Here is a 24,528-nt window from a genome sequence, read left to right on the forward strand (position 1 = left end):
AAAACCGCTGGGTCAATACACTGCCCATACAGCCGGGCAACATGCACAGCACTTCCGCCGACACCCACGCACTGCAGGCCTGGGTCGGCTTTTCTCCCTCCATGCCTGTCACTGCCGGCGTTCAGCGCTTTGTGGACTGGTACCGCTCTTTTTATCGCGTATAAAAGTCACTGTTTTTGGAGCCGGCTATGTCGGCCTCGTGCAAGGTGCTGTGCTTGTCGATGTCGGTCACCAGGTACTTTGCGTGGATGTGGACGAGAACAAGGTCGTGGCCCTCAAGGCCGGGCAGATTCCTATCCATGAGCCCGGTCTGGACGCTCAGGTCATCAACAACGAGCAATTGGGTCGCCTGCAGTTCACCACCAATGCCGCAGAAGGCGTGGTGCAAAGCGAGCTGATCTTTCTGGCCGTTGGCACACCGCCTGATGAAGACGGCAGCGCTGATCCACACCGCCAAGGAAGTCGAGTTCGAGCCTCTACTGCTCAACGCCGTGGAAGACCGCAATGCCGCGCAGCGCAATGTGCTGTTCGAGCGCATCAGCGCCTTCTACAACGGGCAGTTGCAGGGTAAGATCGAGGCCGTCTGGGGTCTGGCCTTCAAGCCCAACACCGATGACATGCGCGAAGCACCCAGCCGCAATCTGCTGGAGTCGCTCTGGACAGCCGGTGCCAAGGTCCAGGCCTACGACCCCGTAGCCATGAAAGAAGCACATCGCATTTATGGCGACCGCACCGACCTGCAGCTGGTAATAGCTCCCTGGCCGCCATACAGGGCGCGGACTGCCTTGCCATCGTGACCGAGTAGCAGATCTTCCGCGCGCCGGACTTTGACCTACTAGCCAGCACGCTGACCGACAAAATGATTTTTGACGGCCGCAATCTCTATGAGCCGTCCCTGCCCGCCAGCCATGGACTGGGCTATGTCTCGATTGGCCGCCCTGTGCAGCAGCCACGCTGAAACAGTCCATAAAAAAGCCCCCTAGGCCAGAACCTGCGGGGCTTTTTATAGGCATGAAATTCAGGCCAGAGGCAGCTCAATCACAAAGCTCGCACCTCTTCGCCCATCTTGCCGGCCTTCGCAGCGCACCGTTCCTCCATGTCGCTCGGCAATCGAGCGCACCAGTGACAGGCCCAGCCCCACACCACCGGATCGCTCACTGGCTCCCGGCAGACGATAGAACTTTTCAAAGATGCGCTCGCGCTGGGCTTGCGGCACACCGGGTCCATGATCCTCAACACGAATCACGGCCATATGGTTTTCCTGACTCAGCGAGAGCGTAATCTCGCCTTCGCTGTAGCGGCGTGCATTCTCCAGCAGATTGCGCACTGCACGGCGCAGCAGTTTGGCGATTCCTTGCACTTCAAGCGATCCATCCGTCTGCATGTCCAGATCAGCGTCGATGCGCGCGCATTCCTCAGCTGCAAGACCAACCAGGTCCACCGACTCCACAGTCCCCACATCCACTTTGCTGGAGTCCAAGCGGCTGGCCAGCAAGATCTCGTCGACCAGCTGATCCAGCTCCGAAATATTGCGCTGAATCTCGGCCTTGGCACGCGCACTGGCAGGGTCATCGCCCATGAACTCCAGCCCCATGCGAATGCGCGTCAGCGGAGAACGTAGCTCATGAGATGCATTGGCCAGCAGTGATTTGTGCGACGTCATCAGCGTCTCGATGCGCGCTGCAGCGGCATTGAACTGATGTGCCAGATCCGCCACTTCATCGTGACCATGCTCGGGCACCCGAACCGACAAATCGCCCTCACCAAAGCGCTTCACACCGCGCTGCAGGTTCTCCAATCGCTTGAGCAAGCGACGAATAATGGGAAAAACCCCCACCGCAACCGCAATGCCCACCAGACCCAGCATCCACAAAAAGCCAAACGGCGGTCGCAGCCAGAATGCGACAGCCCCATCCCGCGGAGGCGGCCTTCCCTCGCGCCATTCACGAGGTGCCATCCACAACCCGTAGCTCTGTCCATCCTTGGTTTCAATCTCGAAGTGCACCCCATCCACAGGGGAGCCTGACACGCGATTTCCTCGGCCCTCGATCAGCACCTTGCCATCGGGGCCGCGCAAGACCATCTCGCGAGCTGGCGGAGTCGCGCTGTTTTGCGTGCGCTGCTCTTCGGCGATTTTCCAGGCCCAGGCTACGCACAGCGTGAGCACGGCCATGCCAACGACCACGGCCAGCCAGATGCGCAGATAAAGGCGCTGGGAAAAGATATGCAGTAGCTTCATCAGTCTTGCTGTTTGGCAAAGACATAACCCACACCACGCACCGTGAGAATGCGCTTGGGGGTCTTGGGGTCCACCTCAATGGCGGCACGAATCCGCCCCATGTGTACATCAATGGAACGGTCAAAGGCCTCCAGCTCGCGCCCACGCACCGCCTCCATGATCTGGTCACGCGTCAGAACCCGCCCGGCCCTCTCGGCCATCGCCACCAGCAGGTCAAACTGGTAAGAGGTGAGGTCGGCCTGCTTATCAGCCACAGAGACCGTGCGTGCATCGCGATCGATTTCCAGGCTGCCAAAGCGCAGAACAGCGTTTGCAGGTGCAGCCTGGCTCTCACCCCCCTTGCGGCGCAAGATGGCGCGAATTCGAGCCAGCAATTCACGTGGTTCAAAAGGCTTTGGAAGGTAGTCGTCAGCGCCCAGTTCCAATCCAATGATGCGGTCCATGGGATCACCCTTGGCGGTCAGCATCAATACCGGCACCTGTGCCGCAGCGCCTGGCATGGAGCGTATGCGGCGGCAGACCTCAAGCCCATCCATGTCCGGCAGCATCAGATCCAGAATCACCAGATCGGGCAGCTCCAGAGCCCCACCCGCACTGGACTGCAGTTGCTCCAGACCGGTTTTCCCATCGGCCATATGGGTCACTTCCAGGCTGTTATTGCCCAGATAGTCGCTCACCATTTGGGCCAGTCGGACGTCGTCCTCAATCATCAAAAGTTGGTGCGTGCTCATAGGGGGCAGTGTAGTCATGCTCGCGCCTCGATATTGCTTCAAGACGCCATGCTGCAGCACGTCCATGATCCGAGCTTGTCTGGCGCGTAAAGTTGGGTAAACACCAGATTCGCAAAAATAATAGCTAGCAGCGCTTATGCATCATGCGCTTGAGCCCATTTTCACTCTGGATGCCAGAAAGATCAGCAGCAAAACCGGGAAACCCATCAAGGCCGTGGTGTGGAAGAAAGCCTCGTAACCATAGGCATCCACAAACATGCCCGAATAGCCCGCCAGCCACTTGGGAGCAAGATTCATCATGGAGCTGAACAGCGCGTATTGCGTGGCCGAATACTGGACATTGGTCAGCCCGGAGAGATACGCGATGAAGGCTGCAGACGCAATGCCGCCAGCCAGGTTGTCTGCGCTGATGACCCAGATCAGTGCCGTCAGGTCATGGCCGCGCATGGACAGCCAGGCAAACAGCATGTTGGTGCAAGCCGAGAGAATCGCGCCCAGCATCAGGATGCGCATCACGCCCCAGCGGGCCGCCATGGTGCCGCCCAGGAATGCGCCCACCAGCGTCATGATGACGCCAAAGACTTTGGATACCGCAGCAACCTCCTCCTTGGTGTAGCCCATGTCCACATAGAACGGATTAGCCATGATGCCCATCACCACGTCGCTGACCCGGTACAGACCGATCAGCGCCAGCAGGAGCAACGCCTGCCAGCGGTAGCGCTTGATGAAGTCTGCAAAAGGCGCGATCAGCGCTCCCTTGATCCACTCCAGCGCATTACGGGCTGGATCCATGGGCTTGGCCTGAGGTTCGGGCGAGAACAACACCGTGCACATCCCCACCAGCATGCTGGCAGCCATCACGCTATAGGCCACATGCCAAGCCTGCAGCATATAACCAGCACCACCGCCTTGAACTTTGGATGCCACCCAGAGCACGCCAGCACCTGCCCAGATCATGGCCAACCGATAACCGCTTTGATACGAGGCAGCCAACGCTGCCTGCTCATCCAGCTTGGCCGATTCGATGCGATAGGCATCGAGGGCAATGTCCTGGGTTGCTGAACCAAAAGCCACCACCACGGCAAACATGACTAGGGCCTGCAAAGACTTCTGCGGGTCCGTGAACGACATGCCCAGCAAGCCCCCCACAATCACCAGCTGCGCAAACAACAGCCAGCTGCGTCGGCGCCCCAGCAAGCCATGGAGAATGGGCAGTGGCAATCTGTCCACCAATGGTGACCAGACCCACTTGAAGGCGTAAGCCAGGCCCACCCAGCTCAGAAAACCGATGGTGGTTCTGTCGATGTCGGCCTCGCGCAGCCAAAAGCTCAGGGTTCCAAGCACCAGAAGCGGCGGCAAGCCGGCCGAAAAACCCAGCGCCAGCATGCGCAAACTGGTGGGCTGGGCATAGACCTTGAAGGCCTGTCCCCAGCTGCGTTGCGGCTGGGTGGATACATCGGAGGAGGTGCTGCTTTTGGTTGACGGCTCTGTCATGGTCTGGCTCTCTAAGGCAGCAGGCATTATCGGTTGCTCACTACAACACACGGGCGCTACCATCGAGCCGCCCTTCTCTTGTTGTCTGCCTCTTTGATTCATGAGCCGCTATATCGCCCCCTCGCCTGCCGTGCTTGAGCATGCACAGGCATCGGTGCGCAGTTACAACGGCGAGCACCAGGCCCACGCCCATGCGCATGCACAGGTTCTGTTTGCGCTGCAAGGCCGCATGGAGCTGGAAGTCGGCGGCAGGGCCAGCTTTGTGGACGGCGCCTGCGGCATGGTCATACCCGCAGGCACAGACCACGGCTACCTGGCCTCCCCTGTCACTAGGGTCCTAGTCATTGATGCCCCCATGAGCCATGGTCTGGACAAGCCACGCCGCTTTGCAGTGCCTCCTGCCCTGCACTTTCCGCAAAGCAGGCTGTCCGCAGCTGCGCAAATGGCTCTGATTCTGGAAGCCCCCACGCTGCTGCAGCGTCGCGGCCTGGACCTGCAGTGGCTACAGCAGCAAGTGCAAGCGGCCTTGCACGAGAGCTGGCCGACAGCCCGTCTGGCAGGGCTGGTGCATTTGAGCGTGGCGCAGTTTCATGCCCGCTTTGTCGAGCTGGCACGGCGCACCCCGCAAGACTGGCTGCGCGACCTGCGCCTGGATGCCGCTGTGTTGCAGATCAGGCAAGGCAGCGCACTGGAGGCTACGGCTTTGCGCTGCGGCTATGCATCGGCCAGCGCTCTGGCCTATGCGCTGCGACGCGAACGTGGGCTGACATCGCGCCAGCTGCGTGAGCACTCTTCCATCAGCACCTGCACTTCAAGCGTTTCTCGATAGTCAGCCGGGCCGTCACCTGCATGATGGCAGTCTCATGCCTTCCTCCTCTGTACTGTCCTCCTCCAAGCCTGCGGCCCTAGGCCCTTTCGGTCTGGTATTAGCCGCCGCCATGCTCTGGGGTACCACGGGCACGGCTCAGCACTTCGCTCCGACTCAGCTCTCGCCCTACTGGGTGGGCGGCCTGCGCATGGTCATGGCCGCGCTGTTCTTTGTTGCCCTGGCAGCGGTAGTCGACAAAGCCCATGCCAGACCACCCCTGCGCTGGCTGCGCATTCTGTTCTGCGGCCTCTGCATGGCTCTTTACAACCTCAGCTTCTTTGCCGGGATCAAGGCCAGCGGCGTGGCCCTGGGCACGGCCCTGGCCATTGGCAGCGGCCCCATCTGGGCCGGGCTGATGCAGGCCGCAGTGCAAAAGCGCATGCCTGGCCCGCAATGGTGGCTGGGCACTTGCATAGGCGTTGGCGGCGGGATTGTCATGGCGCTGGCCGCCACCGACCGACAGCAGCTGCCCTGGGCGGGCATGGCCCTGTGTCTGCTGGCAGGCCTGTCTTACGCCGCCTATGCACTGGTCAACCAGGCTTTGGTGCTGAAAGCGCCCGTGGCCACCGTCAACGCCTGGGTGTTTGGCTGCGCGGCTTGCATGTCACTGCCTTTTGCCGCCTGGCTGGGCGGGCCACTGCACATGACGGCCAGCGGCTGGGCCGTAGTGGCTTATCTGGGCATGGTGGCCACGGGCCTGGCCTATCTGCTGTTTTCCGTGGGCTTGCGCGGCATGTCTGCCGCCACCGGCGTCGCTCTGAGCAAGGCCGAGCCGATTACTGCTTTTGCCCTGTCTTTGCTGGTGGTGGGCGAGCGGCCTGCATGGTGGTCCGTCATAGGCCTGCTGGGCGTGATCGGAGGTCTGTGGCTGGTCGTGCAGGCCGAGAGGAAATCTGCAGAAACCGTCTGACCCGAAACCGCCAGCAGCTCGCATAGACTTGGCCATCATGCAAGCCCTCACCTCCTTCATGCACATGTCTACCGTCCGCCATAGCCTGCTGCTGGCCTTTGCCTGCGCACCGCTGCTGCACACACCGGCACAAGCCCAGGTCGATGTAGGCAGGGCATCGGTCATGCGCCAGCTGGTTCCTGCCGAAACGCTGGAGGGCTCTGCCACCCAGCAGTACCAGGAGCTGCTGCAAAAGGCCAAGGCCCAGGGGGCGCTGGCCGATGCCAGCCACCCACAGCTGCAGCGCCTGCGGAGCATTGCCCAACGCCTGATTCCCTACGCTGCGCAATGGAACCCACGGGCCAACCAGTGGCGCTGGGAGGTCAACCTCATCGGCAGCAAGCAGATCAACGCGTTTTGCATGCCCGGCGGCAAGATTGCCTTCTATACCGGCATCATTGACCAGCTCAAGCTCACCGACGATGAGATCGCCATGATCATGGGCCACGAAATGGCCCATGCCCTGCGCGAGCATTCGCGCGAGCAGCTGGCCAAGAACCAGGCCACCAGCATTGGCATCTCGCTGGGCGCCCAGCTACTAGGCTTGGGCGATATTGGTAACGCAGCGGCCCGCCTGGGCGGGCAGTTGCTCAGCCTCAAGTTCAGCCGCAACGACGAGAGCGACGCCGATTTGGTGGGTCTGGAGCTGGCCGCCCGTGCTGGCTACAACCCAAATGCCGCAGTGAGTCTGTGGCGCAAGATGGGGGAAGCCACGGGCGAAGGCGGCATCGGCTTTCTGTCCACCCACCCTACCGGCCCTGACCGCATTCGCCAACTCGAAGGCAATGTGCCACGCGTCATGGGCTTGTACGAGCAGGCCCGCAGGCGCTGAGCCCTCACCTCAAAGCGGCTGAAAACCCGCTTTGCGACATCCCAGCAGCCTCCTATATTGGCCTGTGACCCACGCACCGCCACAGGAGTGATCGCATGCAGGCTCTGGACACCCATGACGTCTTCAATCAGTTCGACGAGCTGACCGACTTCCATCTGCTGCAAAGCGACCCTGCCTTGCAGGAAGTGCTGCAACGCCAGCAAGCCCAAGGCTTTGTGCCGGCCCTGAGCCGCTTTGCGCAAGAGCTCGGGCAAAAGCACCACTGGAAGCAGGCAGAACTGTGCAATCGCCACTCGCCAGAGCTGCAGCGTTTTGATGCGCGCGGACGCGTTCTGGATGCGGTGGAGTTTCACCCCAGCTGGCATGAGCTGATGGATCTGTATCGCCGGCAGGGGCTGATCTCTCTGCCTTTTGAAAATGCCGCCACCGGTCGCTGGAGTGCCTGGGCGGCAGGCTTTTACCTGCATGGTCAGGTGGAACAGGGCACGTTGTGCCCGGCCACTATGACCACAGCAGCCATCCCTGTGCTGCAAAAAGAGCCAGCGCTCTGGAGCCAGTTGCAGGCGCAGCTGTTCAGCCATGAATACGACCCGCGTGACCTGCCCATGGGCCAGAAAACATCCATCTGGATTGGCATGGGCATGACGGAAAAGCAGGGCGGCTCGGACGTGCGCGCCAACACCACGGTGGCGCGTCCCGTGCATGAAGGCGGACGCGGTGGCGAGTATCTGCTGCGCGGCCACAAGTGGTTCTTCTCGGCCCCCATGTGCGACGCCCATCTGGTGGTGGCCAGCATGGCCACGCCCAGTGGCGAGCTTGGTGGCCATGCCTGTTTTTTTGTACCGCGCTGGCGACCGGATGGAAGCAAGAACCCGGTGCGTGTGCAGCGCCTCAAGGACAAGGTCGGCAACCGCAGCAACTCTAGCTCCGAGGTCGAGCTGCAGGATGCCTGGGGCATTCTCATAGGCGAGGAAGGCCGAGGCATTCCCACCATCATTGAAATGGCCAGCTACACGCGACTGAACTGTGTGCTGGGCAGCGCCGCCATTTTGCGCAGTGCCACCGTGCAGTCACTGGCCTATGCGCGCCAGCGCTCGGCTTTTGGCAAGCGGCTCGCAGACCAGCCTCTGATGCGCACCGTGCTTGCGGATCTGGCACTCGAAAGCGAGGCCGCCATGCAGCTGGCCATGCATCTGGCGCAGGCCTATGAGCACGAGGCCGAAGGCGATCTGCTGGCCCGCGCCTGGAAGCGCATCATGACCCCGGCCGCCAAATTCTGGGTCTGCAAGCGCTCGGTGGAGCTCACGGGCGAAGCCATGGAGGTGTTTGGCGGCAACGGCTATGTGCAGGACAGCATCGTCTCGCGCCTGTTCCGCGAAGCACCGGTCAACTCCATCTGGGAAGGCTCGGGCAATGTGATGTGCCTGGATGTGCTGCGCGCCATGGCGCGAGAGCCTGAAGCCGCCCACCTGCTGCTGCAGGATCTGATCGACATGGCGGCGGGCGAGCCCCGCTTGATGGCACTTGCGCAATCACTGGCTCAGCGCCTGTCTGCCGCACCCGAATCTCTGGAGCCGCAGGCTCGCAGACTGGTGCAGGATTTGAGCCTGCTCGCGCAGGCCTGCCTGTTGCGCAAACACGCTCCCGGCTATATGGCCGAGGGCTTTATCCACACCCGGCTGGCAGAGCAGCAAGGCGCCCTGGTGGTCGGGGCATTTGACCCGGCAATGCTGGACATGGCAGCCATTTTGGAGCGCTGCCTGCCGTCTTGAATAAAGCGCTGAGAGCAGGCTCAGCCCCTCGGGCAAGGACCATACACAATCAAAAAAGGAGCGCCTAGCGCCAATCAGTATTGGATTTCAGGTGGTTTTTTATCTGAAACCCAATCAGACATAGCGCTGTCAGCTCATATTTTATGGATCTGCCATGGCTGCTGCGCCAGCCCAGAACAGGTCCGCAGCTTCACAAAGCCACGCTCCCCCAGTGCCAGAGTTCAGAGTGCACCGCCCAGGCTTAGAGCGGCGAACACCACCCTTGATACATCGTTGCTCTTAGTGAACGCCGCCCAATGAATCCTGATCCAGCCTGGCCCCCTTGGCCGCCTCGGGCGGAAGGATGGCCATGGTCAGGCTGCTGCTGCAGGTGAGCTTGCCCTCTTCATCGCGCAACTCAATCGCCCAGACATGGGTGGTGCGCCCCAGATGCGTGGGTCGTGCCGTAGCGGTGATCCAGCTGCCTTTGCGGCCTGCGCGCACATGGTTGGCCGTGACGCTCAGGCCCACACAGCGGTAGCCCTCTGGAATGCTGCAGGCTGCGGCCATGGAGCCCAGCGTCTCGGCCAGCACCACACTCACGCCGCCGTGCAGGATGCCGTAGGGCTGGCAGGTGCGTTCATCGACATGGATACGGGCACACACATAGTCGTCCCCGTACTCGGTGAACTCAATGCCCAGGTGGCTAATTGCCGTATTGGCACTGCCTGCGTTCAACGCTTTCAGATCAATCTCACGAGTCCAGATCGCCATACCAGTCCTTGTTTGAGCATGAAAAAAAGGACGCTCTTTCCAGAGCGTCCTTGGATGCTACAAGCTTGGTGCCACAACGCTAGCACCAAGCGGACTAGGCAGCGCGATCAGGCTCTCATATCGCCCTTGTCCATGAAACGCTGGTGCCAGCTCAGCGCCTCGGTCAGGATGTGGGGCGTATGCTGCGCGCCCTTGGCACGGGCACGGTCGAAGTAGTCTTGCAGCTGGTCGCGGTAGTCAGGGTGAGCGCATTGGTCGATGATGACTTGTGCACGCTGCTTGGGCGACAGGCCGCGCAGGTCCGCCAGACCTTGCTCGGTGACGATGATCTGGGTGTCGTGCTCGGTGTGGTCTACGTGCGAGCACATGGGCACGATGCAGCTGATCTTGCCGTCCTTGGCCACCGAAGGTGTGACGAAGAAGGACAGGTAGCCATTGCGCGCAAAGTCGCCCGAGCCGCCGATGCCGTTCATCATGCCAGTGCCCATGACGTGGGTGGAGTTGATGTTGCCGTAGATGTCGGCTTCGATCATCGAGTTCATGGCGATGATGCCCAGGCGACGCACCAGCTCGGGGTGGTTCGAGATTTCCTGCGGGCGCAGGATGATGCGCTCGCGGTAGAAGTCGATGTTGTCCTCGAAGTCCTTGCAGGCTTCCTTGCCCAGCGAGATGGACGTCGCCGATGCCTTGCTCATCTTGCCCGCGCGGATCAGCTCCAGCATGCCGTCTTGCAGCACTTCGGTGAAGCCCAGCAGGTTCTCGAACGGGCCGTGCAGCAGGCCTGCCAGCACGGCGTTGGCCACATTGCCGACGCCCGACTGGATGGGCAGCATTTCCTTGGGCAGGCGGCCCATCTTCATCTCGTGGGAGAGGAAGTCGATGATGTAGCTGGCAATCTTGTTGCTGTTCTCGTCCGGCACGGCAAACACGTTGTCGCGGTCGCCCTTGTGAGTCTCGACCACGGCAATCACCTTGGCGGGGTCAACCTTCAGATAGGGCTCACCAATACGGTCGTCCGCGTGCGTCATGCTGATGGGCATGCGGCGTGGCGGAATGGCCGTGCCGTAGTAGATGTCGTGCATGCCTTCCATCTTGGCAGGCGGCTTGGTGTTGACTTCCAGAATCACCTTGTCGGCGATCTCCAGCCAGGTCTTGTTGTTACCGACAGCGGTCGAGGGAATCAGCAGGCCATCGGCGGTCACGCCCAGCACTTCCACCACGGCGATGTTCATGTGGCCCAGGAAGCCGAACCATGCATGCTGCGCCACGTGGGACAGGTGCATGTCGATGAAGTCGATCTCGCCAGCGTTGATCGCCTTGCGTGCGGTGGGATCGGTGTTGAAGGGCAGACGCTGGCCCAAGGCTCCGGCTTCGGCCATCACGCCATCGCACTCAGAGGCCGTGGACGCACCGGTCCAGACATTGATCTTGTAGGGCTTGCCTTGGGCATGTTCAGCCTTGGCGCGGGCAGCAATCGCCTGGGGCAGGGCCTTGGGGTAACCGGCTCCGGTAAAGCCGCTCATGCCGACATTGACACCGTGAGGGATCAGGGCAGCGGCCTCTTCGGCCGTCATGACGCGCGAGAGGAATTGTGGGTAACGTACGCGATCTGCGATGGACATTGCATGCTCCAAACTCAGAGGCCCCGACCGGACGCGCGAGCCTGACCAGCGCGAGCACGATGGCGTTTTTGCGGCTCATGCTCAGCGCATGGCTGGCACCTCTAAAAAAAACCGCCCTGGTCAGGGCGGCGTATCTCCAACGAGAAATGTTACCAGCGCGGAACATTTATCCCGGGTTTACCCGTAAAGGCCCCGCGCAGCTGTCAGGGGAATATTCCCCGGGTTACATGTTGGTGCTCACTTGGCCTGTACCTTAGTTTCAGATTGACGCTCTCCCAAGTTGAGCAAAGCATACAGAATGATGGCGCCAAAGGTCGCGCAGCCAATGCCGCCCAGCGCAAATTCGCCGAACTTCAGCGTGAACTCGCCCGTGCCCAGAATCAGCGTAATCGCCGCCACGATCAGGTTTTTGATGTCGGAAAAATCGACCTTGTTGTCCACCCAGATCTTGGCACCAGCAATGGCGATCAGGCCGAACACGACGATGGAGACACCGCCCATCACGGGCAGCGGAATGGCCTGAATCAGCGCGCCGAACTTGGGCGAAAAGCCCAGCAGCACGGCCAGCAAGGCCGCCACAAAGAACACGGCGGTGGAGTAGATGCGCGTCGCCGCCATCACGCCAATGTTTTCGGCATAGGTGGTCACGCCCGTGCCACCGGCTGCGCCGCTGACCATGGTGGCCACGCCGTCGCCGATAAAGGCACGGCCCATGTACTGGTCCAGGTTCTTGCCGGTCATGGCCGTCACTGCCTTGATATGGCCCAGGTTCTCGGCCACCAGAATGATGACCACGGGCACGATCAGCAGCATGGCGTTCGTGGTGAAAACGGGTGCGTGAAACGATGGAATGCCAAACCAGGCGGCATTGGCCACGCCGCTCAGGTCCACGGGCTTGCCCCAGCCCAGGCCGTTGGTGAACAGCGCGTAGAGCAGGCTGGCCACGATCAGGCCAATCAGAATCAGCAGACGCTGCAGCATGCCGCGCGTGAAGACCGCCACCAGCGCGACCGACACAAAGGTCAGCGCCTGCATCCAGGCTTCGAAGTTGTTGGCCGCCATGTTCTTGATGGGGATGTGTGCCAGGTTCAGACCGATGATGGCCACCACGGCCCCGGTCACCACGGGCGGCATGAAGCGCTCAATCCAGCGCGTGCCGATGAGCTGCACCAGCACACCAACCAGCATGTAGACCAGGCCACAGGCGATGATGCCGCCCAGCGCCACGCCGATATTGGCATTGCTCGGGCCCTGGCTGGCCACATAGCCGGTGGCGATGTTCACCACGCCGATAAAGGCAAAGGACGAGCCCAGATAGCTGGGCACCTTGCCACCGGTGATGAGAAAGAAGATCAGCGTGCCAATGCCGCTCATCAGCACCGCGAGGTTGGGATCGAACCCCATAAGGATGGGAGCCAGCACGGTGGAGCCAAACATGGCGATCACGTGCTGAATGCCCATCAAGCCGGTTTGCGCCCAGGGCAGCCGCTCATCGGGGCCGATGACGCCGCCGCCCTGCAAGACATCGGACGACCGCTGCGTCCATTGAAACATTCCCATCCCGTCACTCCTGGAGTTATTAAACGGGGCAGATTATGGCAAGCCAGCCTTGTCCGATGGGGCGATGCAAGCACTGGCATGGAGCGCGCAGTGGTCTCTTGTGCACGCTGCAAAACCGGGGCTTGAGAGGAAAAACTATCAATTCAATAGCTGCTAGCGCCAGCCAGTCATCAACATCAGGAATAAATACCTTTAAAACCCATGATTGACCTGCGCAAGCAGCTATCAAAAATACTTATCTCTGCTGCAAGGCCCGCGCAATGCGGTCGCGCTTGACCGTGGGTTTTGGCACCTTGAACGGGAACCACATGCGCACATCTTCTTCCAGGCCGATGCCGTGCATGAAGTTGTAGATAGCCTTCTTGAGCGCCGCGCCCAGTGCGTCGTGGTCAACGCCCGTAGGGTCGATGAAGGGGCGGTCGTTCTTGGCAAAGTTGCCCTCGGGCAGCGGCGGCAGCTCGATACCGTACTCCTCGGGGTTGAGGCCCACGGGCGAGTGCACGGTGCAGCTGAAGCGGTGAAAGAAGCCGCTTTGAATACAGCCGTTGAGGAACAGCTGGCGCACATACTCGAGCGCGTCCACCGTGTCCTGCACGGTCTGCGTGGGAAAGCCGTACATCAGATAGGCGTGCACCAGAATGCCGGCATCCGAGAATGCCTTGGTCACGCGCGCCACCTGGTCCACGGTCACGCCTTTTTTCATCAGCGCCAGCAGCCGGTCGGACGCCACTTCCAGGCCGCCAGAGATGGCGATGCAGCCGCTGTCGGCCATCAGCTCGGCCAGCTCGGGCGTGAAGGTTTTTTCAAAGCGCACATTGCCCCACCAGCTGATGCCGGTGTTGCGCGCAATCAGCTCCTGCGACAGCGCCTTGAGCGCCTTGGGCGGCGCGGCCTCATCGACAAAGTGAAAACCGGTCTGGCCGGTTTCGGCCACGATGGCCTCGATGCGGTCGGCCAGCACGGCGGCGCTGGCGCCCTCGTAGCGACCGATATAGTCCAGGCTGACATCGCAGAAGCTGCACTTCTTCCAGTAGCAGCCATGGGCCACGGTGAGCTTGTTCCAGCGCCCGTCGCTCCACAGACGGTGCATGGGGTTGAGCATGTCCAGCAGCGACAGATATTTGTCCAGCGGCAGGCCATCCCAGGTGGGGGTGCCCACCTCGGCAAACGCAATGTCGGCCTCCATCATGTTGACGTACTGCACGGCGCCCGCATCGTTGCGCACAAAAGTGCGCACCAGGCGCGACTGACCACGCTCGCCGCGCAGGTGTTCCAGTAGCGCCAGCAAGGGGCGTTCGCCCGCATCCAGCGTCACAAAGTCAAAGTAGTCAAAGACACGCGGCTCGCCCAACTCGCGCAGCTCGGTGTTCACAAAGCCGCCGCCCAGCACGGTAGCGATCTGCGGGTGGTGTTTTTTGATGGTCTGCGCGATGCGCAGCGCCGCATACATCGCACCGGGAAAGGGCACAGACAGCAGCACCACCGTGGGCTGGTGGCGCTCCACGGCTTCCAGCGTCAAACGCTCCAGCACTTCATCGACCAAATTGGCGGGAGCCGCCAGCGCCTTGGCCAGCGGGTCAAACGTGGGCTGGCTGCCCGCCAGCGACTCGGCATAGCGCACGAACTCGAAGCGCTCGTCCACCGCATCGCGCAGCACATCAGCCAGATCGTTGAGGTACAGCGTGGCCAGATGCTTGGCCTTGTCCTGCAGGCCTAAAGCGCCAAATGCCCAGCCCAGCGGATCGCCGCCCTCTTCGTCCTCGTACACGTCCAGCGTGGCAAAGCGCGGGCCTTCGGGCAGAAAGTGGCGCCCCACGATGCGGTGGGCCAGCGTGGAGTCTCGCCCCTGCAAAAACGCAATCGTGGGCGCAATCGTGGCCAGATAGCGTTCCTGTTGTTCCACAAAGGACTGCACCGCAGGCGTGAGCTTTTGGACTGGCAGATTTTTGATGCACTCGGCCACGGCACGCAGACCATCGGGCGACAGCAATTGCAGCACCAGCGCCAGCGCCAGATCCTCCTGCACGGCATCAATGCCGCGCGAGCGCAGAAAGCCGGTCAGATAGGCGGTGGAAGGATAAGGGGTGTTGAGCTGCGTCATCGGCGGGATGACGGCCAGCACGCGGGTGGGCAAAGCAGACATGGGGTGCGGGTCGCCGGCATGCGCCGTTGACGGTGTAGACAGGCCTTGATTATCGATGAGGACTTACGCAAACATAGATGCACGCAAGGCTGCGTCCCTACAGCGCAGTTCCTGCTCGAACCTGATTTGCGTAAGTCGTGTCGGTTTGACCGCTGAGCTGTGCTGGTGTGCGCCCATACAGTCACCCTCGCTGCTGCACAGGTGACATCTGCAGGGGCCACCACCAATGACTTGCACGGACTGCAGCGCTAGGCTGGCCTCATGTCTTCCGCACACACCACCACCGCACCACGTACGGCCGAATTTGTGCCGCAGATCAGGCTTTATCAGGAATGGCTGCGCAGCACGCGCGGCCTGTCGTTCGACAGCTACGACGCGCTCTGGCGCTGGTCCACCACGGAGCTGGACGCCTTCTGGCAAAGCATCTGGGATTACTTCGATCTGCAGTCGCCCACGCCGCACAGTGCCGTGTTGGCCAAAAACGTGATGCCCGGCGCGCAGTGGTTTCCAGGCGCGCAGGTGAACTATGTGCAGCAGGTACTGCGTCATGTGCAACCTGCCCAGGCAGCAGGAATGCCCGCCGTCATCAGCCGCAACGAGCAAGGCCTGCAGCGCGAGCTGAGCTGGCCCGAGCTGCAGCGTCAGGTTGCCGCGCTGGCCCTGCACCTGCGCGCGCAGGGCGTTGCCAAGGGCGACCGCGTAGCCGCCTATCTGCCCAATATTCCCGAGGCCATCGTCGCCTTTCTGGCCTGCGCCAGCCTGGGCGCCATCTGGAGCATCTGCGCGCCCGACATGGGCACAAATGCCGTGCTCGACCGTTTCAAGCAGATAGCGCCCAAGGCGCTGATTGCCGTGGACGGCGTGCATTACGCAGGCAAGGACATAGACCGCCGCGAGGTGGTGCAGGAGCTGCGCCAAGGCCTGCCCAGCGTGCAGCATGTGGTGCTGGTGCCGAACCTGAATGCTCATGCAAAGATAGCTGATACCGCAGACTACACAAGCGTTACAGCCAGAAATGATGCTGAAACCGCAGCTTTTGAACCCGAATGGCTGCCCTTTGACCACCCGCTGTGGATCGTCTACTCCAGCGGCACCACAGGTCTGCCTAAACCCATAGTCCACGGGCATGGCGGGATGGTGCTAGTGGCCCTGCAGCTCAAAGCACTGCACAACGACATCGGCTGCAGCTACGAGTCCAACAGCTGGGGCGAGCGCTATCACTGGTACAGCTCCACGGGCTGGGTGATGTGGAATGCGCAAGTCAGCGGACTGCTGGGCGGAACCACCTGCGTCATCTTTGACGGCAGCCCCGGCGGCAGCAAGGACAAGCCCGACTGGGGCACGCTGTGGCGCTTTGCAGCCGAGACCGGCATCACCAGCTTTGGCTCTGGCGCGGCCTTCTACGCCAACTGCATGAAGGCGGGCTTGGACCTGTCCACCTGCGGCGATCTTTCGCGCATACGCGGACTGGGCAGCACGGGCTCGCCGCTGTCTGCTGAAGTTCAGCAATGGGGTACAGACCAATTCGAGAAACTGGGCCGCGCCAATATTTGGTGGAATAACTTATCCGGCGGCACCGACTTCGCAGGTGCCTTTATCGGCGGCAACCGCGATCTGCCACTGGTTCCCGGCGTCATGCAATGCCGCCAGCTGGGCGCGGCCGTCGAGGCCTGGAACGAGCAGGGCCAGCCCGTGATGGACGAGGTCGGCGAGCTGGTCTGCACCCAGCCCATTCCGTCCATGCCGCTGTTCCTGTGGAGCGACACAGATGGCGGGCGTTATCTGTCCAGTTACTTCGATATGTATCCAGCCGGCCATGGGCGCCAACCCGGCGGCGGTGACGGCCCGCAAGAGATGGGGCCGGTATGGCGCCACGGTGACTGGATCAAATTGCTGAGCGAAGGCGGCTGCATCATCTACGGCCGCAGCGACGCCACCATCAACCGCCATGGTCTGCGCATGGGCACCAGCGAGATCTACAGCGCCGTCGAGGCCCTGCCCGAGGTGCTGGACAGCATGGTGGTGGACCTGGAATACCTGGGCCAAGACAGCTATATGCCACTGTTTGTCGCCCTGCGTCCCGGCCTGGAACTGGACGATGCCTTGCGCGCGCGCATCAACACCGCCATTCGCAATGCGCTGTCCCCGCGCTTTGTGCCCGACGACATCTTTGCCGTGGCCGAGATACCGCGCACGCTCAGCGGCAAGAAGCAGGAGCTGCCCATCAAAAAGCTGTTGCTGGGTCAGCCGCTGGCCAAGGTGGTCAACAAGGACGCCATGGCCAACCCCGGCTGTCTGGACTGGTATGAAAGCTTTGCGCGACAACATCTGACGCGCACTACGGCATCCACCTGAAGCCCCCTTTAAAACAAGGTGCAGACACGGAGATATTGGCTGCCCCTAAAGGCGTGCTCACGCTCTCTTTGGCGCCGCCTTGGAGTGCGTGTAGAAACGTTCTAAAGACCAGAGCACGAACCCAAGGCTTCACTCATGTTGCAAAATGTTTGCCATAGAAGCTGACAAAGAGTTCATGAGGTGTGGATTGAAGGCGCTTGCGCGCAGTCTGGGATGTTTGCTGTATTGCTGTGCAAGCTGGGGAAATGCCCAGACCTGTGAGGGTGCACAGAATATTCGTCTAGTCCGTCCCGTGGCAATCAGCGAGCAGGAGCGAAAAGCCATTCAGGCCATGGCTCCGTTGCGCGTGCTGGCAGTCGATGCGCCACCCATGTCCCGCTATGACAAAGACAGCCAGAGCTATGGCGGGGTTGGCGTCGATGTATGGTGCTTCATCACCCATCAGCTGGGGCTTCGCTACCAGATCGAGCCAGGGCGCGAGCAGACAACCAGCCACAAGATCCAGCAAGTACAAAACGGCAGCGCTGACGCATTCATGCCGCTGAGCCTGACAACCGATAGAGCCAGGCTCGGCCACTTCACCCTGCCCTACTACGAGAGCTACTACGCCATCATTGCCCGCAAAGGACAAAAGCTGTCCATACGCAGCATCAACGACCTGGCCGCATACCGGGTCGGCGTTGTCAAAGGCGTGGCCCTGGACGGCAAACTACAAGGCATTGTTCCCGCAGAGCAACTGCAGCGCTTTGACCAAGCCAGCAGCGAAGGCCTGTTCCAGGCATTGCAGCAAGGCCAGATTGATGCGGCAGTGTTCAGCAAGGGAATCTTTGAAGAGAAACGCTACATCCACGACTACTTCGACCTGGAAGTCATCAACACCCTGACCGATGACCCACGGGAGTACCGCTTTTATTTCAGCCCCTCGCCCCAGAGCCGGCAAATCGCACAGGTGTTTGACCGCTATCTGGCTGCCATCGACACTTCGCACTCCACCGCCAAGCATGAAGAGGGAGAGCGCCAGTTCATAGAGCGCTATGTCCAGCAGCGCAACCAGCGCCAGTTGTGGCAGCTGACCAGTCTTGGCATTGCTGCGCTGGTGCTGATACTGGGCCTGGGTCTCTGGCACTACCGGCGCGTGGCCAGACTGCTGGCCAGGCACAATCAGGAGATACAGTCTCAAGCACAGGCTCTGGCGAGTGCGAACGAGAAACTGGAGCGTTTGAGTCTGTCCGACGGGCTGACCGATCTTGCCAACCGGCGGGCGTTTGACCAGATTCTGCAGCACGAGCATGCGCGCAGTCAGCGCACGGGGCTGCCGCTGAGCGTGATCATGGCGGACCTGGATCACTTCAAGGCCGTCAATGATCACTACGGCCACGCTACTGGCGATGAGTATCTGCGGGCCGTGGCCCTGGTGCTGACGCAGACCGCCACAAGAGCCACCGATCTGGCCGCACGCTATGGCGGTGAAGAGTTTGCCTGCCTGCTGCCCGACACGGGCGAGCAAAGCGCGCAGGCATTGGCCGAGCAGATTCGCGCAGCCGTCGCCAGACTTGCGCTGCCCAATGCACAGACCGCAACGGGCTTGCTCACCATCAGCCTAGGCGTGGCCACCCGCGAATCAGGGCAGGCCACCGCGCAAGAACTGCTGGAGCAGGCAGATGCCCAGCTCTACCTCGCTAAAAGCCTGGGAGGCAACTGTGTGCAAAACACCACCTTGCGCACCCATGCTCGCGAACTCGCCAGCACGCTCTAAGACCGGCTAAAAGCCTGCAGCCTAGCGACCGATGAATTGCGGCAGGCGCTTCTCGCGCCAGGCAGCCCCGCCCTCTTGCAGGTCAGCCGATTCAATGGTGGCCTGCACGGCGGCATCGATGCTGGCCTTGTCCTGCACGCCGCGGGCAATGGCATTGAGCTGCTTTTTCATGCCCAGCAAAGCCAGCGGTGCCATGCCCGCCAGCGTGGTCTGCAACTGCGCCACCCGCTCGCTGATATCTGCGCCATCGACCAGATCGGTCAAGAAGCCGCAGTCCTTCATGGCCTGAGCCTGAAGCTTTTCACAGGTCAAAAACAGACGCTTGGCCGTATCCACACCCAGACGGGTGACGTAACGCTCCATGCCCGAGGCATAGAAGTGCAGACCCAACCGCGCCGCAGGCATGAACATCTGGCTATGGGAGCCGCCCACCCGGAAGTCACAGGCCAAGGCCATGTCCGTGGCGCCACCAAACACGCCGCCTTGAATGGCGGCAATCGTCACCGGGCGGCAGGTCTCAATAGCATCCACCATTTCACCGAAGGAGCTGCCCTTGTTCTGGCTGTTGGCAATCTCGCCAATGTCATAGCCGCTGCAAAAATGCTTGCCCACCGCCTGCAGCGTCAGCACCAGCACAGCCGGGTTGGCATTGACCTCATCAAGATGGCGGCGCAACACGCTCAAATCTTCGGGCAGCAGTTTGTTGGCAACTTCGGGGCGGCGCAAGGTAATGCTGGCGCGGGCTCCCTGGATCAAAAGCTCTGGAGACATGCCTGTATTTTCATCCATGTCGAGCCGCAAAGATGGCCCGTAGTCGCATCAAGTGTTGCAGTGCAAACACTCAGTGACCATATCTTTTGCCAGTACACAGGTACACTTTGGCGTCCTCATAGAGCACCTTGCGTGCGCTGCCCCCATCCCATGTCTGTTGAATCGACCGGCGCCGAGCGCCCCAGCTTTGACCTCAAAAGCGCGCAACTGCCAGTGCTTTCCGTCGTGCTTCGCAGCACCGACATGCAGGCGCTGGCCCAGGATCTGGCCCGCCGTCTGGCCGATGACCCGGATTTTTTCGACAACGACCCCGTTCTCATCGACCTCAGCCACGTCTGCGATAGCGCGCAGGACATCGACTTTCCCGCACTACTTGAGGCTTTGCGCACCCATCACACCGTGCCTGTGGCCGTGCGTGGCGGCAACGATGCCCAGATGGAGGCCGCCAAGGCTTTGGGCCTGAGCGCTGCCCCCGATGCCATGCCCGCACGTCGTGCAGAGCCGGAGATTCACGAGATCATCCGCGAAGTCGAAGTCGTGCATGAGGTCGAAGTACCTGCACCGCTGGCCGATGCCGTGATCGTGGATCGCCCTCTGCGTTCGGGCCAACGCGTCTATGCCAAAGGCACGGACCTTGTGGTTCTGGACATGGTCAGCTATGGCGCAGAAGTGATTGCCGACGGCAACGTCCACGTCTATGCACCGCTGCGAGGTCGTGCGGTGGCGGGGGCTAGTGGCAACACCAGCGCAAGAATTTTTAGCACTTGCATGGAGCCACAACTGCTCTCCATTGCAGGTATCTACCGCACAATTGAAACCGATCTCCCCAAAGACGTCGCCGGCAAGCCTGCCAAGGTGCGTCTGGATGGAGAAAAAATCATCATCGAGCCGGTATGAACAAAGCCGGTCGCCTATCAACCAGCTCCATTTGTCTTTAAGGAATCGTGCAAACATGGCCAAAATCGTCGTCGTGACCTCTGGCAAGGGCGGAGTCGGAAAGACCACAACCAGCGCCAGCTTCGCATCGGGCCTCGCTCTGCGCGGCCACAAGACCGCCGTGATCGACTTTGACGTGGGTCTGCGCAACCTGGATCTGATCATGGGCTGCGAGCGCCGCGTGGTCTATGACCTCATTAATGTCATACAGGGCGAAGCCAATCTGAATCAAGCCCTGATCAAGGACAAGCAGTGCGACAACCTGTTCATCCTGGCCGCATCGCAAACCCGTGACAAGGAAGCCCTCACGCAGGAAGGCGTGAAAAAAGTGCTGGACGATCTGTCCGCCATGGACTTCGAGTACATCATCTGCGACTCCCCCGCCGGCATTGAAAGCGGTGCGCTGCTGGCCATGCACTACGCCGACGAGGCGTTGGTGGTGACCAACCCTGAAGTCTCGTCCGTGCGCGACTCAGACCGCATTCTGGGCATGCTCAGCTCCAAGACCGACCGCGCCACCAAGGGCGAGCGCATCAAGGAACACCTGCTGATCACGCGCTACAACCCTCACCGCGTGGAAGACGGCCAGATGCTGTCGCTGGAAGACATACAGGACATTCTGCGCATAGAGCTGATCGGCGTGATTCCTGAATCGGAAACCGTGCTGCAGGCCTCGAACCAGGGTATTCCTGCCGTGCACATGCAGGGTTCTGATGTTGCCGAGGCTTATCAAGATGTCATTGCCCGCTTTCTGGGCGAAGAAAAGCCAATGCGCTTTACCGAAGCCGTCAAACCCGGCTTCTTCAAGCGCATGTTTGGTGGGAGGTAAGCCTGATGTCCATGTTGTCGTTTCTGCTCGGTGAGAAGAAGAAGTCCGCCTCGGTCGCCAAGGAGCGACTGCAGATCATTCTTGCGCGCGAACGTGTGGGCGGCGGCGAAAGCAGCAAGCCCGACTATCTGCCGGCTCTGCAAAAAGAGCTGATGGCCGTTATTTCAAAGTATGTGGACATCAACCCCAATGACATCAAGGTACAGCTGGAGCGCCAGGAGAATCTTGAAGTGCTGGAAGTGAAGATCGAGCTGCCGGAGGCACGGATTACCACCCCCTGAGGCGCTTCGCGCCTTCCCCCTCTCTCGCTACGCGGGAGGGGGACGACAGCCTCGCTGCAGGACGGCCTTTGCTCGCTGTCACTGAATCAGGCCATGCGGGCGGTAGACGCTCGCGAAGCGACTCATATATTCATAGCTGCTTGCGCTTGTTGGATAAAGGAATGGGCCTGAAAAGGCCCATTTTTTTATATACACATCCGTTTGGGTGGTCGGACTGCCATGGCTTATTCCCGCACCGGCTCACGCATGGTGACCAGCTCTTCGGCCACCGTGGGATGAATGCCGATGGTCGCGTCAAACTGCTGCTTGGTCGCGCCGCATTGGAGTGCCACGGCAAAGCCTTGCATCAGCTCACCCGCGCCTTCACCCACCATGTGCACACCTCGCACGCGCTGGTCAGCCTTGGAGACGATGAGCTTGAGGAAGATGTTCTCAGGTTCTGCGCCCATGCGATTGCTCAGCGGCCGGAAGCGGGATTCAAAGATCTGCACCGCACCAAAGCGCTCACGAGCCATCTCTTCAGACACACCCACCGTACCCACCTGCGGGTGCGAGAACACCGCCGTGGGCACCAGCTCATAGTCAGGCGCGCTCTTGCCGCCCTGACCAAACAGATGATGGGCGACGACTGTTCCCTCCGCCAGCGCCACTGGGGTCAGTGCCATGCGGTCCACCACATCGCCTACGGCGTGAATCGACGGCACATTGGTGGTGAATTTGGCGTCCACTTCGATAGCCCCTTTGGCATTGACTTTCACGCCAGCCGCATCCAGCCCCAAGCCTTCGAGCAGCGGCACCCGCCCTGTGGCATACATCACGCAGTCCACCACCAGTTGCTCGCCGCCCTGCAGCTGCAAATGCAGGCCGTCGGTCTGCTTGTCAATGGACAGGATTTCCTCATTCCACCGGAAGCTGACGCCCAGCTGTGCCATTTCCTGCACCAGATGCAGACCCAGGTCGGCGTCAAATCCGCGCAGCAACTGCTGGCGGCGGTGGAGCAAGGTGGTCTGGGCTCCCAGGCCGTTGAAGATGGAGGCAAACTCCACCGCGATATAGCCGCCGCCCACCACCACCACACGCTTGGGCAACTGCGCCAGGTGGAAGGCTTCGTTGGAGCTGATGGCATGCTCGATGCCTGGAATATCGGGCAGACGGGGCGTCCCCCCCGTGGCAATCAGAATGTGTCGCGCCTGAATGCTCTGACCATTCACCTGCACTTCATGCGGCCCTGAAAGCGAGGCATGGCCGTGGATGACCGTCACCCCGGCCCCAGCCAGCATGCGGTCATACACGCCATTCAGGCGTGTGATTTCACGATCCTTGTTGGCAATCAGCGTGGCCCAGTCAAACTGCGGCTTGTCCAGTTGCCAGCCATAGCCTTTGGCTTCCTCGGCCTGCTGGCTGAAGTGCGCGGCGTGACTGAGCAGCTTTTTGGGAATACAGCCCACGTTGACGCAGGTGCCACCTAACTGGGCCGCCTCTACCACCGCCACGCGGGCGCCCAGACTGGCCGCCAGACGACTGGCACGCACACCGCCCGAGCCGCCACCGATGACCAGAAAGTCGTAATCAAAGTCCTGTTGCTGCATGTTTTGTCTCGCTGGTTGGGAGCTTCAAGACTGAAGCTCTTTGCTTTGCACTCTACAAGACAAGACTGCCGCAGCGGGCTTAACACCGCGTTAAAACGGTTTGTCACCAATGACCGTGGCACGGTGCATGCGGCGCACGGCAGGGAAATAGTCCTGAACCGCATAGTGCTGGGTAGAGCGGTTGTCCCACATGGCGATGGTGTTGGGCTGCCAGTGCAGGCGCATCTGGTACTCCAGAATGCCGGGCTGGCGCAGCAGATACTCCATCAGGTCTTGCTGCTGGGCATGGATTTCGTTGGCCGAACGAAAGCCTGAATAGTCGGAAGTGAAGTTGGAGAAATGCGTGACGAAGGTCTCGTTCACGTACAGGATTTTTTTGCCACTTTCGGGATGGGTTCGCACCACCGGATGCACCACTGGCGGATATTTGGTGCGGGCCTGGGCTTGCTCCTGTGGTGTCATGCGGGCACCGAAAGACGGCAGGATGTCATGCACGGCAAACAGCTTGGCAATCTGCTGCTTGCGGGCCTCAGGCAGTTTTTCGTAGGCCAGCTCCATGTTGACCCAGACCGTGTCACCGCCCACTTCCGGGCATTCCACACAGCGCAGCACCGAGGCCATGGAGGGCGTCTCGCGCCAGGAGACATCGGTGTGATAGACGTTCTCGGTACCCGGCATCTTGCTGTTGCCACCCAGCAGCACCAGCTCCGGGTGCTCAGGATGTGGCGGAAGCACAGGATGCAGCTCCAGATCCCCGAAGCTGCGCGCAAACGCCACATGCTGGGCTGCGGTGATGTTCTGGTCCCTGAATACAAGCACCTTGTGTGCCACCAGCGCCTGGCGCAGCTCCCCGGCCTGCTGCTCGCTCAGGGGCTGGCGCAAGTCCAGACCCGAAACCTCCACGCCTATGGCAGGTGTGATGCGCCTGAGTTCAATCCCGGTCTTGCTCTCCACACCCACTCTGGCATGGGTGTGTACCGCCACGTCTTCGCACTCGATCATGTTGGGCCTCCAAAACATGGAATTTGTCCGCAGACCTGATCATGCA

The 24,528-nt window shown here is 61.0% G+C and carries 19 protein-coding genes and 1 pseudogene; 10 read left to right on the forward strand and 10 right to left on the reverse strand.

Translation table 11 applies throughout. From position 1 onward, the window contains the following. Nucleotides 1-160 precede the first annotated feature (160 nt). A pseudogene (locus AC2I9W_RS16045) lies at nucleotides 161-958 on the forward strand (UDP binding domain-containing protein). 60 nt (nucleotides 959-1,018) lie between these two features. On the opposite strand, the gene AC2I9W_RS16050 reads toward AC2I9W_RS16045, so the two are convergent. The 3 genes from AC2I9W_RS16050 to AC2I9W_RS16060 all read right to left on the reverse strand — a co-directional run bounded on the left by AC2I9W_RS16050 (nucleotide 1,019) and on the right by AC2I9W_RS16060 (nucleotide 4,464). Beyond that, the gene (locus tag AC2I9W_RS16050) at nucleotides 1,019-2,239 is read right to left on the reverse strand and encodes a HAMP domain-containing sensor histidine kinase (protein ID WP_486410924.1); all 1,221 of its coding nucleotides are present in this window, start codon (nucleotides 2,237-2,239) and stop codon (nucleotides 1,019-1,021) included. Beyond that, complete coding sequence (locus AC2I9W_RS16055) at nucleotides 2,239-2,970, reverse strand: response regulator (protein ID WP_486410925.1); 732 nt, start codon at nucleotides 2,968-2,970, stop codon at nucleotides 2,239-2,241. The genes AC2I9W_RS16050 and AC2I9W_RS16055 overlap by 1 nt, the downstream gene beginning before the upstream one ends. Before the next feature lie 141 nt (nucleotides 2,971-3,111). Next, nucleotides 3,112-4,464 carry an AmpG family muropeptide MFS transporter gene (locus AC2I9W_RS16060; protein ID WP_486410926.1) on the reverse strand — a complete coding sequence of 451 codons (1,353 nt, stop codon included), beginning with the start codon at nucleotides 4,462-4,464 and terminating at the stop codon, nucleotides 3,112-3,114. 100 nt (nucleotides 4,465-4,564) lie between these two features. Here AC2I9W_RS16060 and AC2I9W_RS16065 point away from each other — a divergent pair, with 100 nt between their 5' ends. The 4 genes from AC2I9W_RS16065 (at nucleotide 4,565) to AC2I9W_RS16080 (ending at nucleotide 8,885) form a co-directional block, all read left to right on the forward strand. Beyond that, nucleotides 4,565-5,293, forward strand: coding sequence for a helix-turn-helix domain-containing protein (locus tag AC2I9W_RS16065; RefSeq protein WP_486410927.1), 729 nt, complete (start codon nucleotides 4,565-4,567; stop codon nucleotides 5,291-5,293). Nucleotides 5,294-5,327: 34 nt separating this feature from the next. Beyond that, complete coding sequence (locus AC2I9W_RS16070) at nucleotides 5,328-6,242, forward strand: DMT family transporter (protein WP_486410928.1); 915 nt, start codon at nucleotides 5,328-5,330, stop codon at nucleotides 6,240-6,242. Between the two features lie 37 nt (nucleotides 6,243-6,279). Next, nucleotides 6,280-7,113 (forward strand): M48 family metallopeptidase, encoded by an 834-nt coding sequence (locus AC2I9W_RS16075; protein WP_486410929.1) that lies wholly within the window; start codon nucleotides 6,280-6,282, stop codon nucleotides 7,111-7,113. Between the two features lie 95 nt (nucleotides 7,114-7,208). Next, on the forward strand, nucleotides 7,209-8,885 hold the full coding sequence (locus AC2I9W_RS16080; protein ID WP_486410930.1) for an acyl-CoA dehydrogenase family protein: 1,677 nt from the start codon (nucleotides 7,209-7,211) through the stop codon (nucleotides 8,883-8,885). A 279-nt stretch (nucleotides 8,886-9,164) separates the two neighbouring features. Here AC2I9W_RS16080 and AC2I9W_RS16085 read toward each other — a convergent pair whose 3' ends face one another. The 4 genes from AC2I9W_RS16085 to AC2I9W_RS16100 all read right to left on the reverse strand — a co-directional run bounded on the left by AC2I9W_RS16085 (nucleotide 9,165) and on the right by AC2I9W_RS16100 (nucleotide 14,963). Next, a complete protein-coding gene (locus AC2I9W_RS16085; protein ID WP_486410931.1) occupies nucleotides 9,165-9,638 on the reverse strand; it encodes a PaaI family thioesterase in 474 nt (157 codons plus the stop codon). 107 nt (nucleotides 9,639-9,745) lie between these two features. Continuing rightward, nucleotides 9,746-11,260 carry a succinyl-CoA:acetate CoA-transferase ScpC gene (gene scpC / locus AC2I9W_RS16090; RefSeq protein WP_486410932.1) on the reverse strand — a complete coding sequence of 505 codons (1,515 nt, stop codon included), beginning with the start codon at nucleotides 11,258-11,260 and terminating at the stop codon, nucleotides 9,746-9,748. Between the two features lie 237 nt (nucleotides 11,261-11,497). After that, entirely contained in the window at nucleotides 11,498-12,820 is a 1,323-nt protein-coding gene (locus AC2I9W_RS16095; RefSeq protein ID WP_486410933.1) for a solute carrier family 23 protein, read from the reverse strand. Nucleotides 12,821-13,055: 235 nt separating this feature from the next. After that, nucleotides 13,056-14,963, reverse strand: coding sequence for a B12-binding domain-containing radical SAM protein (locus AC2I9W_RS16100; protein ID WP_486410934.1), 1,908 nt, complete (start codon nucleotides 14,961-14,963; stop codon nucleotides 13,056-13,058). A gap of 261 nt (nucleotides 14,964-15,224) precedes the next feature. Here AC2I9W_RS16100 and AC2I9W_RS16105 point away from each other — a divergent pair, with 261 nt between their 5' ends. Both AC2I9W_RS16105 and AC2I9W_RS16110 read left to right on the forward strand, forming a co-directional pair. Beyond that, nucleotides 15,225-17,318 carry an acetoacetate--CoA ligase gene (locus AC2I9W_RS16105; RefSeq protein WP_486410935.1) on the forward strand — a complete coding sequence of 698 codons (2,094 nt, stop codon included), beginning with the start codon at nucleotides 15,225-15,227 and terminating at the stop codon, nucleotides 17,316-17,318. A gap of 292 nt (nucleotides 17,319-17,610) precedes the next feature. Next, nucleotides 17,611-19,074, forward strand: a complete 1,464-nt coding sequence (locus AC2I9W_RS16110; protein WP_486410936.1) for a diguanylate cyclase — start codon at nucleotides 17,611-17,613, stop codon at nucleotides 19,072-19,074. 21 nt (nucleotides 19,075-19,095) lie between these two features. Here the strand turns inward: AC2I9W_RS16110 and AC2I9W_RS16115 are convergent, their stop codons facing one another. Next, the gene (locus tag AC2I9W_RS16115; protein ID WP_486410937.1) at nucleotides 19,096-19,845 is read right to left on the reverse strand and encodes an enoyl-CoA hydratase/isomerase family protein; all 750 of its coding nucleotides are present in this window, start codon (nucleotides 19,843-19,845) and stop codon (nucleotides 19,096-19,098) included. Between the two features lie 150 nt (nucleotides 19,846-19,995). On the opposite strand from AC2I9W_RS16115, the gene minC reads away from it, so the two are divergent. The 3 genes from minC to minE are packed head-to-tail and all read left to right on the forward strand — an operon-like array spanning nucleotide 19,996 to nucleotide 21,891. After that, nucleotides 19,996-20,742 carry a septum site-determining protein MinC gene (gene minC / locus AC2I9W_RS16120; RefSeq protein ID WP_486410938.1) on the forward strand — a complete coding sequence of 249 codons (747 nt, stop codon included), beginning with the start codon at nucleotides 19,996-19,998 and terminating at the stop codon, nucleotides 20,740-20,742. A 55-nt stretch (nucleotides 20,743-20,797) separates the two neighbouring features. Beyond that, nucleotides 20,798-21,610 (forward strand): septum site-determining protein MinD, encoded by an 813-nt coding sequence (gene minD / locus AC2I9W_RS16125; protein WP_486410939.1) that lies wholly within the window; start codon nucleotides 20,798-20,800, stop codon nucleotides 21,608-21,610. Nucleotides 21,611-21,615: 5 nt separating this feature from the next. After that, nucleotides 21,616-21,891 (forward strand): cell division topological specificity factor MinE, encoded by a 276-nt coding sequence (gene minE, locus AC2I9W_RS16130; protein WP_486410940.1) that lies wholly within the window; start codon nucleotides 21,616-21,618, stop codon nucleotides 21,889-21,891. A 224-nt stretch (nucleotides 21,892-22,115) separates the two neighbouring features. On the opposite strand, the gene gorA is transcribed toward minE, so the two are convergent. Together gorA and AC2I9W_RS16140 are read right to left on the reverse strand one after the other, a co-directional pair. Then, nucleotides 22,116-23,480, reverse strand: a complete 1,365-nt coding sequence (gorA, locus tag AC2I9W_RS16135) for a glutathione-disulfide reductase (protein ID WP_486410941.1) — start codon at nucleotides 23,478-23,480, stop codon at nucleotides 22,116-22,118. Nucleotides 23,481-23,570: 90 nt separating this feature from the next. Next, nucleotides 23,571-24,482, reverse strand: coding sequence for a TauD/TfdA dioxygenase family protein (locus tag AC2I9W_RS16140; protein ID WP_486410942.1), 912 nt, complete (start codon nucleotides 24,480-24,482; stop codon nucleotides 23,571-23,573). Nucleotides 24,483-24,528: the final 46 nt, after the last annotated feature.

It is taken from the genome of Comamonas sp. FUJ_7 (genome assembly GCF_057369555.1).

What these genes read in the sequence shown, in the direction of transcription:
- AC2I9W_RS16050 (WP_486410924.1), bottom strand. Translation starts at nt 2,239, where the DNA reads ATGAAGCTACTGCATATCTTTTCCCAGCGCCTTTATCTGCGCATCTGG.
- AC2I9W_RS16055 (WP_486410925.1), bottom strand. Translation starts at nt 2,970, where the DNA reads ATGAGCACGCACCAACTTTTGATGATTGAGGACGACGTCCGACTGGCC.
- AC2I9W_RS16060 (WP_486410926.1), bottom strand. Translation starts at nt 4,464, where the DNA reads ATGACAGAGCCGTCAACCAAAAGCAGCACCTCCTCCGATGTATCCACC.
- AC2I9W_RS16065 (WP_486410927.1), top strand. Translation starts at nt 4,565, where the DNA reads ATGAGCCGCTATATCGCCCCCTCGCCTGCCGTGCTTGAGCATGCACAG.
- AC2I9W_RS16070 (WP_486410928.1), top strand. Translation starts at nt 5,328, where the DNA reads ATGCCTTCCTCCTCTGTACTGTCCTCCTCCAAGCCTGCGGCCCTAGGC.
- AC2I9W_RS16075 (WP_486410929.1), top strand. Translation starts at nt 6,280, where the DNA reads ATGCAAGCCCTCACCTCCTTCATGCACATGTCTACCGTCCGCCATAGC.
- AC2I9W_RS16080 (WP_486410930.1), top strand. Translation starts at nt 7,209, where the DNA reads ATGCAGGCTCTGGACACCCATGACGTCTTCAATCAGTTCGACGAGCTG.
- AC2I9W_RS16085 (WP_486410931.1), bottom strand. Translation starts at nt 9,638, where the DNA reads ATGGCGATCTGGACTCGTGAGATTGATCTGAAAGCGTTGAACGCAGGC.
- scpC (WP_486410932.1), bottom strand. Translation starts at nt 11,260, where the DNA reads ATGTCCATCGCAGATCGCGTACGTTACCCACAATTCCTCTCGCGCGTC.
- AC2I9W_RS16095 (WP_486410933.1), bottom strand. Translation starts at nt 12,820, where the DNA reads ATGGGAATGTTTCAATGGACGCAGCGGTCGTCCGATGTCTTGCAGGGC.
- AC2I9W_RS16100 (WP_486410934.1), bottom strand. Translation starts at nt 14,963, where the DNA reads ATGTCTGCTTTGCCCACCCGCGTGCTGGCCGTCATCCCGCCGATGACG.
- AC2I9W_RS16105 (WP_486410935.1), top strand. Translation starts at nt 15,225, where the DNA reads ATGTCTTCCGCACACACCACCACCGCACCACGTACGGCCGAATTTGTG.
- AC2I9W_RS16115 (WP_486410937.1), bottom strand. Translation starts at nt 19,845, where the DNA reads ATGTCTCCAGAGCTTTTGATCCAGGGAGCCCGCGCCAGCATTACCTTG.
- minC (WP_486410938.1), top strand. Translation starts at nt 19,996, where the DNA reads ATGTCTGTTGAATCGACCGGCGCCGAGCGCCCCAGCTTTGACCTCAAA.
- minD (WP_486410939.1), top strand. Translation starts at nt 20,798, where the DNA reads ATGGCCAAAATCGTCGTCGTGACCTCTGGCAAGGGCGGAGTCGGAAAG.
- minE (WP_486410940.1), top strand. Translation starts at nt 21,616, where the DNA reads ATGTCCATGTTGTCGTTTCTGCTCGGTGAGAAGAAGAAGTCCGCCTCG.
- gorA (WP_486410941.1), bottom strand. Translation starts at nt 23,480, where the DNA reads ATGCAGCAACAGGACTTTGATTACGACTTTCTGGTCATCGGTGGCGGC.
- AC2I9W_RS16140 (WP_486410942.1), bottom strand. Translation starts at nt 24,482, where the DNA reads ATGATCGAGTGCGAAGACGTGGCGGTACACACCCATGCCAGAGTGGGT.